The organism is Richelia sinica FACHB-800 (assembly GCF_014698825.1).
Classification (GTDB): domain Bacteria; phylum Cyanobacteriota; class Cyanobacteriia; order Cyanobacteriales; family Nostocaceae; genus FACHB-800.
Genome location: NZ_JACJTT010000028.1, coordinates 1 through 17435, shown reverse-complemented (window position 1 = coordinate 17435; position 17435 = coordinate 1). Strand labels below are relative to the sequence as shown.

Annotated in this window: 13 protein-coding genes and 1 CRISPR repeat array; of the genes, 4 read left to right on the top strand and 9 right to left on the bottom strand. The window is 37.8% G+C overall.

Features of this window, described 5'->3' with window-relative positions:
* The first annotated feature begins 67 nt into the window (after positions 1–67).
* Positions 68–1543 (top strand): DNA polymerase III subunit beta, encoded by a 1476-nt coding sequence (gene dnaN, locus H6G73_RS17325; protein ID WP_190606728.1) that lies wholly within the window; start codon positions 68–70, stop codon positions 1541–1543.
* A gap of 353 nt (positions 1544–1896) precedes the next feature.
* Here dnaN and H6G73_RS17320 read toward each other — a convergent pair whose 3' ends face one another.
* Both H6G73_RS17320 and H6G73_RS17315 read right to left on the bottom strand, forming a co-directional pair.
* Positions 1897–5766, bottom strand: a complete 3870-nt coding sequence (locus H6G73_RS17320) for a CHAT domain-containing protein (protein ID WP_190606726.1) — start codon at positions 5764–5766, stop codon at positions 1897–1899.
* Positions 5767–5872: 106 nt separating this feature from the next.
* On the bottom strand, positions 5873–6595 hold the full coding sequence (locus H6G73_RS17315; RefSeq protein ID WP_190606724.1) for a DUF4384 domain-containing protein: 723 nt from the start codon (positions 6593–6595) through the stop codon (positions 5873–5875).
* A 646-nt stretch (positions 6596–7241) separates the two neighbouring features.
* Here H6G73_RS17315 and H6G73_RS17310 point away from each other — a divergent pair.
* Entirely contained in the window at positions 7242–7769 is a 528-nt protein-coding gene (locus H6G73_RS17310) for a hypothetical protein (RefSeq protein WP_190606722.1), read from the top strand.
* A 263-nt stretch (positions 7770–8032) separates the two neighbouring features.
* Here H6G73_RS17310 and H6G73_RS17305 read toward each other — a convergent pair whose 3' ends face one another.
* The 7 genes from H6G73_RS17305 to H6G73_RS17275 all read right to left on the bottom strand — a co-directional run bounded on the left by H6G73_RS17305 (position 8033) and on the right by H6G73_RS17275 (position 15683).
* A complete protein-coding gene (locus H6G73_RS17305; RefSeq protein ID WP_190606720.1) occupies positions 8033–8236 on the bottom strand; it encodes a hypothetical protein in 204 nt (67 codons plus the stop codon).
* Between the two features lie 111 nt (positions 8237–8347).
* Positions 8348–8656 carry a hypothetical protein gene (locus tag H6G73_RS17300; RefSeq protein ID WP_190606718.1) on the bottom strand — a complete coding sequence of 103 codons (309 nt, stop codon included), beginning with the start codon at positions 8654–8656 and terminating at the stop codon, positions 8348–8350.
* Positions 8657–8980: 324 nt separating this feature from the next.
* Positions 8981–9250 carry a hypothetical protein gene (locus H6G73_RS17295; protein WP_190606716.1) on the bottom strand — a complete coding sequence of 90 codons (270 nt, stop codon included), beginning with the start codon at positions 9248–9250 and terminating at the stop codon, positions 8981–8983.
* Between the two features lie 212 nt (positions 9251–9462).
* Complete coding sequence (gene cas2 / locus H6G73_RS17290) at positions 9463–9741, bottom strand: CRISPR-associated endonuclease Cas2 (RefSeq protein ID WP_190606715.1); 279 nt, start codon at positions 9739–9741, stop codon at positions 9463–9465.
* Positions 9741–10808 carry a CRISPR-associated endonuclease Cas1 gene (cas1, locus tag H6G73_RS17285; RefSeq protein ID WP_190606713.1) on the bottom strand — a complete coding sequence of 356 codons (1068 nt, stop codon included), beginning with the start codon at positions 10806–10808 and terminating at the stop codon, positions 9741–9743. Before cas1 (H6G73_RS17285) ends, cas2 begins: the two co-directional genes overlap by 1 nt.
* A 267-nt stretch (positions 10809–11075) precedes the next feature.
* Positions 11076–12413: a CRISPR direct-repeat array (repeat unit 35 nt; unit sequence GTTTCCATTTTAATTCGACTTCATAGAAGCCAAAG).
* A gap of 204 nt (positions 12414–12617) precedes the next feature.
* Complete coding sequence (gene cas1 / locus H6G73_RS17280; protein ID WP_190606711.1) at positions 12618–14624, bottom strand: CRISPR-associated endonuclease Cas1; 2007 nt, start codon at positions 14622–14624, stop codon at positions 12618–12620.
* Between the two features lie 441 nt (positions 14625–15065).
* Complete coding sequence (locus H6G73_RS17275) at positions 15066–15683, bottom strand: hypothetical protein (RefSeq protein WP_190606710.1); 618 nt, start codon at positions 15681–15683, stop codon at positions 15066–15068.
* Positions 15684–16211: 528 nt separating this feature from the next.
* Between H6G73_RS17275 and H6G73_RS17270 the strand changes: the two genes are divergently transcribed.
* Both H6G73_RS17270 and H6G73_RS17265 read left to right on the top strand, forming a co-directional pair.
* Positions 16212–16634, top strand: a complete 423-nt coding sequence (locus tag H6G73_RS17270; RefSeq protein WP_190606708.1) for a hypothetical protein — start codon at positions 16212–16214, stop codon at positions 16632–16634.
* A gap of 247 nt (positions 16635–16881) precedes the next feature.
* On the top strand, positions 16882–17361 hold the full coding sequence (locus tag H6G73_RS17265; protein ID WP_190606706.1) for an RICIN domain-containing protein: 480 nt from the start codon (positions 16882–16884) through the stop codon (positions 17359–17361).
* Positions 17362–17435 lie beyond the last annotated feature (74 nt).

The window sequence follows — 17435 nt, the reverse complement described above, 5'->3', positions numbered from 1 at the left end:
CCATAAAATTTGTTTCTGCTACCGCAGTCTTCTAATAGTGATGCAATCAGAGATAAAGGATAAGATAATGACTCAAACAGCACCAAAACAAAAAGTGAAGACTGCAAAGCAGACAAAACAAACAAGTGCTACTACTCCTCAAACAGAAAAGGCAAAACAAACAAATACTGTTACTTCTCAAATAGAAAAGACCAAACCCCAAAATGCTGTTACTAATGAAATAGAAGATGGAGTATCAACAAATATCACAGAAATACCCGTGCGTAAAAAGAAAAAATCTCCCAAAAAGGAATCAAATCCTCAACCAGTTATAGAATCAGGAATGGAAGCGATTTGTGAACAAACTAAGTTTTACAATGCGCTGTTTTTAGTCCATTGCGCTACACCAGCTAAACCTAGTCATCCGATTCTTGCCAATGTCCTAATTATTGCAGATGTTGAAACACAACAAATACATCTAACCGTCACAGATTTGGCATTAACAATTCAAGCGAGTTTTGCAGCGCAGGTGTTATTAAAGGGGGAAATTACTGTACCAGTACAAATGTTATTTGAGATAGTCAAGCATTGTCCTCATGGAAATATTTCTCTGAATAGTCAAACTCAAATAACACAACTGACAGAAACAGAAGAGGAGCAGTCAACAAAGATATATTCTCTTGGTATATCTGATACCGATGGTAAATATGAAATTAGAGGTATCAATGCTGAAGAGTTTCCACCTACTAATATCATTGATACAACTCCTGTTTCTCTGCCAACAATAGTTTTCAAAGATGGTTTAAAAGGTGTGCTTTATGCAGTTAGCACTGATGAAAATAAATATATTGTGACTGGAGTTCATGTTCAACTTACACAGGAGAAATTAAAGTTGATAGGTACTGATGGACATCGAGTTGCTATTACTGAAGTTTCACCTCAAGGAATTGGTAGAAAACCACGTCAACAATTTACATCTGACGAGATGATTAAATTTACTCTGCCTGGTCGTGTGGTGAGAGAAATAGCACGAAATTTAGGTGATGATGTAGAATCAATAAGTATGCTGTATGATTCCCAAAGTAATCGTTTGGTTTTGGCTTGGCAAGATGTCATTCTTAGCTGTCCAGTTTTAGAAGGAATTTATCCTGATTGTGAAAAATTATTAGCTCAATTTAGTTTTGAAAAAGAAGTAATTGTAGAAAAAGCACCGTTGGTTAAAGCACTGGAACGTTTAGCTGTATTAACGGATAAGAAAGTGCAAGGAATTTATTTACAGTTTGATGGTAGTTTGCAGCAATTACGGTTATCTATTGAACGAGAATTTGGTAAAGGGGATCTGGTGATTGTTGCTAATTTACCATCAGAAATGATGTTGAATATTCAGTTTAATCTCAAGTATTTGATAGAAGCTGCGAAAGCTATTCCTAGTACGAGTATCAAAATGCACTTGCAACAATCGGATCATCCAGCTATGTTAGTTCCTCATGGAGATAGACCAAATCCAGAAGTGGAAATGTCTATGCGTCATTTCTTGCTACCGTTGTATACTCCACAGCAGTAAATACGGTGTTCCTTTGTGGGATGAATTAGCGGCTATAGGACTTACGCATCAGGTGCATAAAATTACTTCATTACGTTGGCGTTAACCTTACCGCAGCGTGCGATGGCGGAACTCCCGCCGTAGGCATCGCCACGTAATCACCTCAGATTCTGGAGTTGATTTCCTACACCTATGCAACGCCGAAAAAATACAATGTCCACAAATTGTGGACACGCACATACAGCATTGGTCAGTAAACCTCTGCTGAAAAAGACTGTAGGGAAAATTCATGTAGCTTGCTTCCCGTAGGGTATTGTTCTGACCAGGATTTCAGGTTACGCACATCTAATTTGTCAGGGGAGTCTATCAATAGATTAAAATAACGCACCTTGACAAATCCAAGCTCCCCAATAAACAGGATGTTGAAGGGGAGTATCTTCTTCCTGACAATAAATTTTACTCTGTGATGATAGATCCCTAACTTTCAACATTTCCTTTAATACTTCTATCCCCAAACTAGACTGCCTCAATTCCTTGACTGTTAAATTGCGAGTATAATTTTGAGCATTACGTAATGCTTCTGCATATTGCATACCTGATTGCAGATTATCAAAAAAACGTTCCATTAACAATGCTGTAGCTTTATCAGGTACTTTCCACAGACTCATCACCAGAGTTTTTGTCCCAGCAACTGTAAAAGCGCGACGCAAGCCAAAAACACCTTCGCCAATTTTAATATCGCCTTTAGCCGTATCACAGGCAGATAAAACAGTGAGTTCATTTGCCCATAAGTCCAAATTGGCGATATCCTGAGCAAAGATACAGCCTTTACCTGCTTCTGGTGGCAAAGTTCCACCACTGAACCAAGTATTAGCACCCGCTAAAGCCAGCAAAGAACGCAGCATCGGATTTTTGGTGTTGGCGATACCTATGGCCTTGGTGTAACGTCCGATTGGTGTAGTCTTGTGTTGGAAAGATACTGAAGCTGTCTCACAACTCTGGTTTAATTCCTCATCTTGTATTTGTGGTGTTGTAGGTGGAGAGTTGGGTAAAAATAAGCCGTGAGTGGCAATCAGCATGACACTAGGACATTGACCATTTGTTAAGTGAGTTGCTAATGCCTGTGTTCCTAAATACAACCGTGCATCTTTGAGTTTTTTGGCAACACTTTCAGCTAAAAATTTTGTACTCGCAACACGAGATAAAGTTTTACCACCCAGCGTTTGCATAAATTCCCCATGCGCGGTTTGTGGCTGTGTTTGGAGATTGTTATCTGGGTGGGTTACTGTTTGAGCAGTGGACTCAGCAGTTAAATCAAAATCTGGGTCTGCTATGATGAGGGGTGAATCTGCAATCTGTAAATTATACTGTGTATGAGGCGATGGCAAAACGCCGAGCATAGGTGATCGCTCTTCTTTTTCTTCTAATTGCAGGTATCGCATCACATCCCGCCCTACACTTAGGTAAGAAATTGTGTATTCATCCATGAGCAGGGATGTAGCTGTTTCATCTAATGGTAGTACTTGCAAAGGTAGTAAGTTTAAGTTGCCATCTGGTGCAAATATCAGATGTTGATAACCTTTGACGATTTCCTGGATAGGCTGAAATAACAGTTTACTCAGCCCAATAGTGGCGGTTGGGTTGTAGGGTTTGATTCGTAATTTCGGTATAGGAGCAGGTTTTCCGAATCCGAGTGTTGCTTGAGAGGAGACAGAAACTTGCTGTTGCAATTCCCCAATTAAGTTATCAATAACTTCTACTTCTCCTAAATCTATCATCTGCACTGCCTCTGGTTGTCCAGCGGGTAAAACAAATGCCAGATAACGGGGAGAATGCCATTGCTGCTCTTTTTTGGCTGGCACTGCGTGAAAATCAAAGACATCAAAGCGGACAAATTCAACTAAAATCGAGTTAGCTGGTAATGCTTTGGCAACTGTACCACAATCAACTATTTGTGTAGAAACTTGAATTTCGGGTACTTGCGAAGCTAGATATTTTTGCAGGTGGTTGTACTCAGCTTCTAGCTGACTGAGTTGAGTTTGATACTCTGTAAAATCACCATTTTTCGGTGGAGAAAAGGTTAAATTGATTAATTGGGTATTTAAATCACAGAGTTGACGAAACTGGGTTTGTAGATTTGGATAGCGGTTGTGATACAAAGCTTGATTTTGGGCAGATACGGAAGCTGCTGTTAACCCCTTACGTTTGAGGACAAAATTGAATGCTTCTTGCTTTGCGTCTTCCTGGTTTGAGAGGTGTTGATAGACAAGGGAGAGAAACAAATCAAAATTTAGCCGCAGTTTCTCAATTACAGCCAAGCGATCGCTTTCGGAACTAAAAGCAAATACCTTACTAATCAGTTTATCATTAATATAACTAGCTTGTAATCGGTAAGATAAAGATTCAATATAATGATTTGTAGCGGTTAATATAGTAGCCAAATTATTGAGACTAGCAGCCACATCGGGGTGTTCTTCTCCTAACAAGGATTTTCTCATTTTCAAAGCAGCTATATAATTTGCTTCAGCTTCCTGATAACGTCCTAGAGAAAAGTATGTTTCGGCTAAATTATTGTAACTGCGGGCAATTTGCGGATGTTGTTGACCAAATAAAGACTTTTTAAGTCTTAAAACTTCTAAATGTAGTTTTTCAGCTTCGTTATAACGTCCTTGATAACTATAAATAGTAGCTAGATTACTCAACGTAGTAGCTATTTGTGGATGGACTTCACCCAACAAATTTTTATTAATAGCTAAAACCTGTAAAAATAAGGATTCCGCGTGCGAATATTTGCCTTGAGCATTATATAATACCGCTAAATTATTGAGACTAGCAGCCACATCAGGATGTGCTTCACCCAATAAATTTTTTCTCATGGCTAAAGCTTGTAAATACTTTTGTTCAGCCTCCGCATATCGCCCTGCTAACCGATAAACTCCAGCAATATCATTAAGAGTATCTGCCACTTCGGGGTGTTCATTACCCAATCCCTTGATTCTTACTTTTAAAACTTGTAAATACTTTTGTTCAGCCTCCGCATATCGCCCTTGTTTTTCATACAAAATTGCCAAATTGTTTAAATGTTTTGCCACTTCAGGATGTTCTAGACTTAATGTAGACTCGCCTATTTTTAAAGCTTCTGAATATAGGGACTCTGCTTCTGAGTAACGTCCTATATCTGTATATAATAATGCCAAATTATTCAAACTAATTGCAATATCAGGATGTTCTTCTTCAAATAATTTTCTTCTTGTTGTCAATGCCGACAAATATTTTTCTTCAGCTTCTAAATATCGTCCTTGGAGAAAACTAAGTTCTCCTACACTATTCAAGCTACTGGCTGTATCAGGATGTTCATCTCCTAACAATGACTTTCTCATTTGCCAAGCAGTTAAATGTAATTTTTCTGCTTCTACATAACGCCCTTGCTCTTTATAATTTTCAGCAATATTATTTAATGTCGAGGCGATGTAAGGATGTTCATTACCTAACAAGGGCGTTAAAATTTTCAAAGCTTGTAAATAATTATCCTCGGCTTGAATGTATAACCCCTTTGAATTATACAATACAGCTAAATTATTAAAGCTGACAGCTACATCAGGATGTTCGTTACCATATAAGTTTTTAATCATTTCTAAAGCGGCTATATATGTTTTTTCTGCTTTTTGATAATGTCCTTGTAACTTATATATTGCAGCTAGATTATTCAAGGTTCGCCATATATCATGATGTTCAGAATCGAGGAATTTATTTTGAATGTCTAATGCTTGTTTGTAAATATTTTCTGCTTCTAAATAATTACCTTGAGTTTGATATAATTGAGCAATATTATTCAAGCCAATAGCCACTTCGGAATGTTCGTTACCAAGTAAGCGTTTCCACAAATTTAAAGCTGCAAATAAATTCTGCTCTGCTGCTAAAAAATTACCTTTATCAAAATAGAAACTTCCTAAATTATTTAATGATTCAGCAATGTCAAGGTGTTCTTCTCCCCAGAGGCTAATTCTCATTTCTAGGACTTGCTGATATAAAGGTTCTGCTTCTAGGTAACGACCTTGAATGCGATATAATTCAGCTAGATTGTTAAGACTATCAGCAACAACAGGATGTTGAGTGATTTTGTGAATTTCGCATAATTGTACAGCTTGTTGGGAAGTTATAACGGCTTGCTCCAAATTGCCTTGATTGACTAAATTAACAACTTGAGCATTGAGATTATGGATATAATTTATTATTTCTGTCATTCTGATATTATCTCGTGCGTCTAATATCTTTTAAAAGTAAAAGATTTTTATTTTTTAGTTACTAATATTAAATTTAGAGTGATTTGACACCGAATCACACCGATTATCATTCTGTTATCATATATTCTGTATATAAAACTTCATATTGTCCATGCTGATTCATATAATCTAACAATTCACGTAAATGAATCTCCTTTAGTTGTAAAGGTTCATCACTAGCTTGGGGTAACCAGTCTAAAGATGGCATGATTTGGGTAATGACTGCTAAAATTTCTTCTTGTCCTGGAGTTCCTTCGATTGGAAAACAAGTAATTTCTGAACCCTCTTGAGGTAAACAAGTTTTACCTGTATTTAAATGTGGTTGAGGAGCAAAACAGGAAGGACAAAAACACCAGATATTTCCAGATGTATCGCGTTGTAACAGCAGTAAATAGCCAGAATTTTCAAAATTGACTTCGACACGAATGTAACTACCTATCCGTACAGATTTTTCATAAATGCTACTTGTCGTCCAGCCCCAACCTAACGTTTGTTCTTCAACTAAAACTAATCCCATTTTTTCTGTAACAGTACCCATTGTTTGTAGTTGTTCCCAAAGTTGGTCTATGGATGTAGCGATATCCTGCCAGTTTAATCCCAGAAATGTACAAATTTCTTCAAAATTGGTGCGATAAATAGGGGTTCTATGAAAAAAATTATGAATTGTTGATACTGCCATGCCCAGTTCTAAAGCTAAGGATTTTTGGGTAAATTTTTGCCGGGTCAATGCCTGCCTTGCCTGTTGGATGCCTGTGGCTGATGCCGCAATAGAACGCCCTGTCCCTGCCATAGTGTAAATGATAACGCTATCCTATTTTACTCATATCCGAAATTATATATTCATGTCAACAACTACACTGATACCAATTCACCAAAATTTTGATACATATAAATTGGTAGTAGGAGTAAAGCGCATTGCTAAACCCCTACCAACGCATTTGTATCATTATTAAGCTGTTACGCAGCTAAATCTTATAATTCTAAGATGCTTAAATCTTGTGGTGCGGGCCGTACTACTCGCTAGATTTATACAGATTAAATGCACAACAGCTTAAAATGAAACGGTATCATACGAGTTTTTTTCTCATGTGCAATTTTGTCTTTGTCTACTGTATTGCTACGCCACGCAAGCTATCGGATGAAGCTCACGGAAGCCTGACTCAGATGAAATTGCTATGGTTGCACAAACCTGATTTGTTGTTCGCGTGAAATACCTTCAAAATGTCGCCAAACTACTTGTATCGCCATTAATTTCTATGTTATTAAAAATAGCAACCACACACATTTAATAGTTAAACCAAGTAAGTAATACTATAAAATCAGGAATAAATATTTTTGTAAAAACTGCATTTTATCTGCCACAGAAAAAGTTTTTGATCTAAAGAATCACTAGAGAGTAATCAATAGTCATATTTACGGTTAGTAGGGATTCTCATATGAAAATCATCATTTATCCTCATCATGCTATTCAACTGTTTGGACAAAAATTAATTACCTTCGGAATGTCTCGCCAAGAAGTCCGGCAGTGTTTCCCTTATCCTCCCCAAGAATTGGAATTTGGCAACAATAGCCCTGTGGATCTTTATTTAGGAATGTCACTACGTTGTCACTATGACATAAGAGACCAATTAATTTCTGTAGATATTTTTTATAACCAAACCTGCTCACTGTTTTTAGGTGAATTTAATCTCTTTTCTACTTCATTTAGTCGTGTTCAAGAAATTATTGAGGCATTTGCCCAAGAACCTATGGTTGAAAATAATACAGGAATCTGGGTTTGTGAATCTTTCGGACTAATGGTTTATCACAAGTTATATGACAATAATTGGTTACATGAACCTGTGGATATGATTTCTGTAAGTTCAAGATTTCACCAATCTCCAAATATGAAATTTCAAAAATACCAAGATGTATCTTATCCCTTTCGCAGAGAATATTCAAAGAGATTAGCTATTGTCAGTTAAGTGTTCTCATTTCTCGTTCCCATACAGAGTATGGGAATGAATTCTAAAAGGCTCTGCCTTCCTTGTAGCAATTACCAGTTTCTGACTGTGAACGAGATACGGTAAGTATTTTCGTCTAAAAATTTAGTTTTTGATATTGCTTAAAATAGCAGTATAAATAAAAAAACACCAAACATTAACTCAGTTATAGCTTGGTGTTTTAGCAAGTGTAAATTAACTAAACGCAGATGTTTCCATTTTTAATCAACTTCACTAGAAGCCAGTCAATTCAAAGTTTGAGGTTTCAGAGAAGTTTTCAGAGGCGCATAAAAAACGATTGCAAAGGCAATCTTTTTATTTGCCTGACGTAACACTTGCAAATAAGCAACAGCATCATTGCGGCGGCGGAATCTAGACACAATTATGTATTCTTGATTGGTAAGATCACGAATAATACACCACGGATGCAGTTGCTCAGAATAAGTCATATTATCCTCCTAACCAGCGTGGCAAGATGCCCCTGTTTTGAACTTTGAATTGACGATATTCACTTTAAATCAGGAGGCGAATTAGAAAACAGGTCAGTGTGATATTGACAATTAAATTTTTCTGTGCATATTTTTGAGTAATATCTGTAAAACCTGGTCGGGGATTTCTTCAAAATGTTCTAGGATAAAGTCCATTAGCGCCAGGTGACGCAAATCGTTAAATTGAGGATAGCGTTTAAATTGACCTTGTTTAAACCAACGTCTAACGGTAGAATCAGACCGGGAGCATATCAGGGCAATTTGTTCATAACTGACAGCCCATTTTTCATAAAATGCTTGAGGTGTCATGCTAAACTCCCACTGACTGTAAAGGTTAATGAGATGAATTTCTCTAGCCCCTAAAGAACGCGGTTTAAACATTCATTAACCTCGGCTAATTTTTTATGATCCGTATATCTGGACTCTCTGAAGTTAGTCAAGTGCATCAAACTGGGTCAGTTGGTTAGAGAATGTCATTAGATGTATCAAAATTGCACAGTATGCTTTCTTACTTCACATTATTCGGGGGTTAAATCAGCTTTAAATCTGCCTTTTTAAAGGTAATAATTTAGACTAAATACAGCAGATTGTAACTAAATGAGGTACAGGTTATTTTCAGGGGGAAAAGACTTCGCTTTTATCCGTGTACCTCATACACCTGAAAAATGCTGTATTTAGGGAGATATACAAGCACCACCTTGGAAGTTAATGAGAATCCAAACTAGTGATTAAGATGGTTTTATTCTCTAAATATTGCCAAAAAAATCTTTTAGCCATTGATGCAGAAGAACCCCAAATCTCGCCTCCTTTATATCTATATCTATGGGTTCTTAAACTTCTGTAGGCTGGGCCAGATTCAGTTAGAAGCTGAAAAGCTTTATGATATTGTTTGCGGTCTTGGAGTGATAGTTCGTTAAGTTGTTGTTGGGCTTTTGATCCAAAGATGAGATGAAACTGAATTGCTTGATGAGACAAGGAATTTTAAAAGTTACTGAAAAATATCTCTGCAAACCTCTCTTCATATAGGAGAGAAGCTTTTAAACTCTCCACTTCAACTAATGAAAGTTTTTCTTTTTTCCTCTCCACCCCCCAAGTTCCTCAAAGGGGGAAGTCTATATCTTCCCTCTCCTTTTAGGAGAGAATTAGGAAGAGGTGGAAAGGGTTAGAAAAAGGTCAAGGCTTAGGTCTTAGACTATGAAAGCAGCGTCATCAACTGCTAACTGTGGTTGAGTTCCTAGAACTGCAACTTTGGTACGGGTATTAGCTGAGAGAGGATAAAAACGAACTTGGTCTTCCCGTTTGTTGACGAGTCTGAGTAGGCGTTGACAGAGGCTTTGGTATTGTTTTTCGTCTAAAACGCACTCAAACACTGATTTCTGTACTCGCAAACCGTAAGCCTCTAGGAGTTGGGAAATTTTTTGGCGACGACTATTATTTACAATGTCGTAGCAGACGAGGTAAAACATTACCCTTTCACCATCATTAATGGTATGGCTTCTGGTGCTTGAGAAATGTTGATTTGGGTTTGACTGGTTTGGGTTGAGATTAGCATCGGACGATAATGTTCTACATCACCTAGTAGGGAAGCGAGATATTCTTGCACTTGTAATTGCAAGCATTGACGATATGTCACTTCACCTGCGTGGGGATGACTGACTGTGGTTTTTAACTTTTCTTCCCAGTGTTGCAAGAACAATTTCAAAGCGTGGGACTGTAATTCTACATTGCCTTGACTATCGGGGAGAGTAAAATGTTTTAAGGTGATGATGCGAGAGTTGACTAAGTAGGCTACCAGTTCATCAACTAAAGGGGCGCGGAATTCTGCCATTAAGTCGTAAGCTAAAGGCGAGTTGTGGTTGTTTTCTTGGTGCAGGTTAGCCCAGTCAGGATGTAAACCCGCAGACTTGAGGAAGCAGTGAATTTGTTGATGTAAAAGGGCGTAGCCTATATTGAAAAGCACGTTGAGAGGGTTAGCTTTGCAGCTGCTACGACGTTGGAATTTGAATTGGTGGGGGAGGAGAAAGGCAAAAGCGGCATAGTAAAAACTAGCCGCACTGGTAGCGTATTCCCGTAGTTCATCGAGAGAGTATGCTGTGGCTAAATCATCCATTAATAGGGTGAGGAAGTTTTCAGCCAGTTGTAAGCTGGGGTTAATATAGTAAGTCTTGAAGTTTTTGATAAGGTTGAGTTGGTTGTGCAGTTGCGCCCATAGGCAGCTTTCAGCAGTTGCACGGGTAAACTCGCTGTTGTGGGAACAGTGGACTTGTTTGGCTAAGTATTTCGGTGTGTGGTTGCTGCCAGTTTCTAATCGGCCGATATATTCTCCTTGGGGGGTGAGAAATAAAGTGGGAATTTCTTCCGAGAGTAGCAGTTTGACAGTTTTGGGGGCAATGTGAGTGTGTTTAAAAATGATAATTTGGCTAATTTGAGAAAGAGATAATGTCAGCCGTAGTTCTTGCAATTGCCAAATGTTTAAACTTTTGCCCTGGACTTTTAGTAATGTGCCTTGTTCGGTGATGTAAACGGTAGGCATAATGTGGTTAATAGTTAAGAGTGGAAAACAAGGAGTTTCAGCAAGACAATTAACCAGTGATTAATATTGCTATTAAATTTGGAATTGCTGTTTTCTGAACTCCTTAATTCCATCTTCTCAGGGGCGTATATGAGTTGAGTTATGAGTTGAGAAGTAAGAATTATGAGTTGAGTTATGAGTTAGTCAATAATTTAGGATGATTTTACTGTCAAGCACGAAAAACAAAAAACCGGAGGAACTAACCTCCGGTTTTCTTTTATGACGATATTTTCCATTTTAATTCGACTTCATAGAAGCCAAAGAAGAAATTAGAAATGTCTGGGCTTCCCAAGGTGACTACGGTTTCCATTTTAATTCGACTTCATAGAAGCCAAAGTTATCTCTCAAAACATTCAAAAGGAATTTTATTCTCAGTTTCCATTTTAATTCGACTTCATAGAAGCCAAAGCGTTTACTATTGAAGGCAAAAAAAATTGCCCATGTGTTTCCATTTTAATTCGACTTCATAGAAGCCAAAGAAAAAAAGGTGGAAGGGTTTATTATATACAACACAGTGTTTCCATTTTAATTCGACTTCATAGAAGCCAAAGATCTTAGAAACACCATTTCCACTAGACTTGCAACAAGTTTCCATTTTAATTCGACTTCATAGAAGCCAAAGTAGCACTTCTCCTGAAGAGCAAAAACTTATTTCAAGAAGTTTCCATTTTAATTCGACTTCATAGAAGCCAAAGACTTACTTCTAGTTGTGACTCGAAAACGCAACTAGAGTTTCCATTTTAATTCGACTTCATAGAAGCCAAAGTAACAATTACTTTTGAGGAGCGCGAACAACGTTTGGCCAAACAGTTTCCATTTTAATTCGACTTCATAGAAGCCAAAGCTTTGAGTGCTGCATTTTATGCCGGATTTTCAAATGGTGTTTCCATTTTAATTCGACTTCATAGAAGCCAAAGCAACGTACTCCAGTCACTTCCAAGTCAGGCAAGTGTGGTTTCCATTTTAATTCGACTTCATAGAAGCCAAAGACAAACAGATGGAACGGATTGTGGGGACTTCGATTGTGTTTCCATTTTAATTCGACTTCATAGAAGCCAAAGCAACCCAACACCAGGTCCTACTTGGACTCCTATGCCGTTTCCATTTTAATTCGACTTCATAGAAGCCAAAGGGGATTCAGTTTTGGTTTTACAAAGATCAGTTTTGCTCAACGTTTCCATTTTAATTCGACTTCATAGAAGCCAAAGCATCTGATCCCTCCAACCAAAATCAGTCTCCAATAGAGTTTCCATTTTAATTCGACTTCATAGAAGCCAAAGTAGATTTGAGTAACATTCAATCTCAGATATCTTTCCAGTTTCCATTTTAATTCGACTTCATAGAAGCCAAAGTTCAATTGAGAGGTCGTTAGGCGATGAAGTAAATGTTTCCATTTTAATTCGACTTCATAGAAGCCAAAGAAGAATAATGGATTGGGAGTGTAAAGAATATGGACTCGTTTCCATTTTAATTCGACTTCATAGAAGCCAAAGTATGGATAGTATTTCTGAATACAAAATACAAGTTTTATGTTTCCATTTTAATTCGACTTCATAGAAGCCAAAGGCTACCGCTTGAAAGCCTTGCCCTGAGCTAATCCTACAACATTTTTTTGTGGGATGCAAATTTTACCCTAAATAATTGAGAAATACTATCAATAAGTTCTATCTCAACACACCTCAAACCTTTATCAGGATAGTGATTTGTGGGATAGAACGAAAGAATCAGGGTTTCAGCCATTGTGTCTATCCCACAAATGGTATAAAAATGCTACATTTTCCAAATCATAGGGCGGTAAACTTCCACCTCACCCATCAAAGAAGCAATGTACTCACGCACCTGTAACTCAATACAGCGACGATAGACAACCTTATAACCCGTCTGGGGATGGGTAACTTCAGTTTGTAACTTTTCCTCCCAATGCTTCAGAAACTTCTTCAAAGCATCTGGGTGTAAGTATACACCACCCCGTTCATCAGGAAGAGTAAAATCTTCTGGAGTTAAAATCTTCTTATTCACCAAATAACTCACAAAAGAATCAACTATTTGGGCGCGAAATTCCTCCATTAAATCTGATACCAAAGCAGGATGATTATCACGAGGAACGTGCAAATTGCCAAAGTGAGTATGTAACCCTACAGCTTGGACAAACGAGTAAACTTGCTGACTTAACAGAGTATAACCCAAACTGAGTAAACTGTTAATCGGGTCAGTAGGTGGACGTTTGGTACGTTTATCAAAAGCAAAATAGCCAGTAAACAAAGAACCCAAAGCTTGAAAATAAACAGTTGCTGCCTTCCCTTCATACCCCCGCAATGCATCCATGCTTTCGGCAAAAGGTAACTTGTCCATCAAAATATCGATAGTATCAATGGCTTGAGTAGCGATATCCGTAGGACGACGACGGTTCAAGCGCATTAAGAGAATACGAGAATTATGCAACTTAGCCAAAACGATCGCTTCCGCCTGTCTTCTGATAAACTCAGAATTTCGACAACATTCCACCTGACGCGCCAAATATTCTACCTTCGCTTGTCCCTCCGTTTCCAACCTACCAAAATACTTACCCTTTTGGGAAAGATACATCACCGGAATGCGACTTCGCAAAGCACAAGAAACCGCTCCATGTGATAAATTACAACAACCAAACAAGACAATGTGACTAACACGAGTCACCGGAATTTTTAGCTTTAAATCTCCTTTATACAGCACCTGAAACTGCTGGTGGTAAACATTCAAATACGCGCCTTGGTCAGTGACATAAAGTGTACTCATTTCGTTAATCCAATAATGAGAAATTGGGGCAGGAGAAATTTGCACAGGCTTAACAATACTGCAAGCCTTGGGAGGGCGAGAAACTTTTTTCGCTGGGCGTGAGTTCAGCCGAAAATAAGGCGTACCCGAATCATTAATTACCCATTGACCATTTTTAATTTCTGGAGGTGGTGGGGCATAAACCTCACCCTTGACAAACCGATAACCTAAAAAAGTAAACTCATCATCAGGGGCGTAAATTTGGGTTTTTTCTGGTTGCAGAGAAAGATATAAACTGCCTAACCATTTAGTAACTTGGTCAAGAATGCGGTTAGCTTGCACCCAACTGTCACAAGCAATGGCGAAATCATCACCATACCGGACTAAGTTAATCCCGTGACTCAAACATAAACGGTCAAATTCCGTCAAATACAAATTCGCCAAAGCCCCAGATAACACCGCACCTTGTAAAACTCCCTTACCAGAAAAGATAGTTTTTCCAGCTACCACAACACCAGCTTTAATTTGCTGTTCTAGGAGTTCCAAAATATGATAATCTAGTTTTAACTCCTCCAAATTAGTCAACAGCAACGCCCAACAAAGATTGTCAAAAAACTGCTGAATATCAGCTTTAATAATCCAAGTCGGACGCAATTGATAATAAGAAAACAGGTGTTGTACAGCTTGCTGAATGTTACGACCAGGACGATAAGCGTAACTACAGTCGAGAAAAGTATCTTCCAAAGGAAAATACAAATCTTCTAACAGTAAGCGTTGAACGATTCTATCCCGGACTGTCGGGATACCAATCAAGCGTTTACCACCACTTTTTTTTGGTATGTAAAAGCCTTTGGATGGATAGGCGTGATAGAGTTGCTGTTGTAGTTGGCGTTGGAGAATTTGCAGTTGGTCGTTAACCATACTGGCAAAAAACTCCAAAGTAATACCATCTACACCAGCATTTTTCGTCCCTAACCGAACTTGCAACCATGCGAATCTCAATTCTTCGATGGTAAAAGTCATCTGATTTTAGATTTTGGATGATTGTCAGAATCAGGATGCCCAGGATTTAAGGATTAACAGGATGATTGTTTGAATCATGATTTTTAGGATTTAACGATGATTAGATAAGGACTTGATCAGCAATTACCAATCACCTATTTCTATGATTTCACAGGGATATATGAGTTGAGTTATGAGTTGTGAACTGGGATATATGAGTTGAGTTATGAGTTGTGAACTGGGATATATGAGTTGAGTTATGAGTTGTGAACTTGCAACTTCTGTTCAATTAAAAATCCCCCGACTCAAGTACGGGGGATAAGTAGCTTGTACCTTAAAACTTAAGTAGGACTTACGCAAAAAATACAATAGACATTGACAGAATTTAAATATGCATCGTCTATAATTCTTGTAGAGACGTTCCATGGAACGTCTCTAAATTCTTTTTCACCAGATGTTCAATTAAAAATTATTAATGATCACAGGTGGGCTAGTACGCATTGGTGGGTAGAATGGATACATCATTGGGTAAGGCGATACAGGGTAACTGGGATAACCTTGTTGATAGTTAGGTTGTGAATAGCCAGGATAACCTTGTTGATAACTAGGTTGTGAATAGCCAGGATAACCTTGTTGATAACTAGGTTGTGAATAGCCAGGATAACCCTGTTGATAGCTAGGTTGTGAATAGCCAGGATAACCCTGTTGATAGTTAGGTTGTGAATAACCAAGATAACCTTGTTGATAACTAGGTTGTGAACCAGGAGAACCCTCTTGATAGATACCTGGAGGAGAACTGGGATAACTTGAATCGCTGGTAGTGGTAGAAGTTGCACCTATAGTTCCAGCTAAGTCTTGTGCGCTACCAGTGAACTGCTGATTCGTTAATGATGAAGATTGATCACTAGATTGTTTACTCAATAAATCTTCTATAGCTTGATATCCAGCCTGACGTATTATTGGACCAAGAGGTATGGCTAGGCTTTTTTGGGCATTTGCAGTAATGATTGGCAGACATAGTAATAAGGAAATTGTGAATTTCCTCAAAGTTGTCTGAAATAGATTCTGTTGATTAATCATAGTCCTATATCTTGTATCGAAAATATTTTGAAATACTTGTATCCTTATGTTGACTCTAAATTAATTGCGTAATTTTCCCTACCAATTCATGCGAACAATAAAATACAGCAGAAATCAGCAGTAGGGGCATGGTTTCCACGCCCTTACAGGAGTCAGAAGTAAATTCTGTACTTCATTTATCTGCAATATGTTGTATATAGTCTTTGCAAGAGTCACAACCCTGACCTGTCAGAAAAGTCGGTGATCTTGTTGTTCATGACTAATTTAGGATTGCTATAGAAACTCGTTATTCGCAGGAATCTCTGCGTTTATTTGCTAAATTATGCGATAATTGTTATTTTTTATAATAGTCCTGATTTCATAAAAGAAATTATTATAAATATTACCCAATCAGTATTTGAGGTTATTTTTAATAATACAAACCGAATGTATATTCGCTGTTCGCAAGAATTACTATGTACTGTTTAAGACTCCTGCCATAATCAAAAACATCGGATACAGGTTATATCAAATCAGGAGATTCTTTTTATGAAGATGAAATCAATTGTTTTGGGAATAGCTTCAGCAGCAGTTTTAACAACTGGTTTAACCATTTCTCAAAGACCTGCTCAAGCTTCTTGGAGTGATGCAACTAACTTTCTAAATAACAACTGGGGCGCAATTGTGAGCAACCTTTGGTCTCCTTGGAATAAGCAAGTGTTTATGACTAATCTGAGTCCACAGGAAACACGAGATGTACAAAATCAATATCGTAGTCGTGCAGACGGAGTTTTGTTTGACAGATGTGTTAACAAAGTAGCTGATACTTATTATACTGGTTGGAGAAATGGTGCAATCAAAACTGCTTATCGTTGGACTATTTCTATGAGAGTTGAAAACGGACAAGCTAATTGTTACCAGAGAATGACCAATAACAACGCAGATGATTTTATGCGTAGACGGGGATGGTAGGTAATAACTAGATTTTTCACTAAATATCATCAACAATATATGAGGTTTAGCCGCAAATATATCGATTTGCGGCTTTTTATTTTTATCTAGTAAAAAACAGTAAAAAAACAATTAATTGGATTTCGATAGTCGAGAAGCATATTAGCTGTTCGCAGGAATTACTAGGTACTGTTTAAGACTTCTGCCATGATCAAAACCATTAGATACAGTTCATGAAAACAATTGATCTTGCAGGAGTCAAATAAATATGTCTAACACAATCAAGAAAATTGTTTCTCTCAGTTCTGCTGCTCTTTCATTATTAGTATTATCTACAGGAATTGCACAAGCTGTTGAAACTTTTTCCGTCAACGGCAATATGGCTTTGAATACCAATAACCTTTTTCGGCGGATTGATGGCACACCGAGAATGTCAATCTTTCAACGCAATGATAATGACCCAGACCAACAGTTTGATAGATTATCAGGAAATCGTGGCGGTATTCTTTTACGGCATCGTACTACTGGTCAGTGTTTAAACGCCCATTATCTTGAAAATGGACGAGAAATTAATGTTTGGAACTGTGACGCGAATGACCCAGACCAAAATTGGAATTTAGTTGATCTTGGTGGTGGCTATAACTTAATCAGACGTGCAAATACAAATCTCTGTGTAGATACTCCAACTAGAGATAGTCAAGGAAAAGTACATCTCCTTATATCTTGCACCGGGAAATATGAATGTTAATTCCTTGACTAAGTAAGAAAGAACGCCTTCGCTCAAGATGAAGTAAAAAGGAAAACAAAAGGAATTGTGGAAAG

Coding starts and splice junctions, on each gene's coding strand:
- dnaN (WP_190606728.1), top strand. CDS start 68: ATGACTCAAACAGCACCAAAACAAAAAGTGAAGACTGCAAAGCAGACA.
- H6G73_RS17320 (WP_190606726.1), bottom strand. CDS start 5,766: ATGACAGAAATAATAAATTATATCCATAATCTCAATGCTCAAGTTGTT.
- H6G73_RS17315 (WP_190606724.1), bottom strand. CDS start 6,595: ATGGCAGGGACAGGGCGTTCTATTGCGGCATCAGCCACAGGCATCCAA.
- H6G73_RS17310 (WP_190606722.1), top strand. CDS start 7,242: ATGAAAATCATCATTTATCCTCATCATGCTATTCAACTGTTTGGACAA.
- H6G73_RS17305 (WP_190606720.1), bottom strand. CDS start 8,236: ATGACTTATTCTGAGCAACTGCATCCGTGGTGTATTATTCGTGATCTT.
- H6G73_RS17300 (WP_190606718.1), bottom strand. CDS start 8,656: ATGTTTAAACCGCGTTCTTTAGGGGCTAGAGAAATTCATCTCATTAAC.
- cas2 (WP_190606715.1), bottom strand. CDS start 9,741: ATGTTTTACCTCGTCTGCTACGACATTGTAAATAATAGTCGTCGCCAA.
- cas1 (WP_190606713.1), bottom strand. CDS start 10,808: ATGCCTACCGTTTACATCACCGAACAAGGCACATTACTAAAAGTCCAG.
- cas1 (WP_190606711.1), bottom strand. CDS start 14,624: ATGACTTTTACCATCGAAGAATTGAGATTCGCATGGTTGCAAGTTCGG.
- H6G73_RS17275 (WP_190606710.1), bottom strand. CDS start 15,683: ATGATTAATCAACAGAATCTATTTCAGACAACTTTGAGGAAATTCACA.
- H6G73_RS17270 (WP_190606708.1), top strand. CDS start 16,212: ATGAAGATGAAATCAATTGTTTTGGGAATAGCTTCAGCAGCAGTTTTA.
- H6G73_RS17265 (WP_190606706.1), top strand. CDS start 16,882: ATGTCTAACACAATCAAGAAAATTGTTTCTCTCAGTTCTGCTGCTCTT.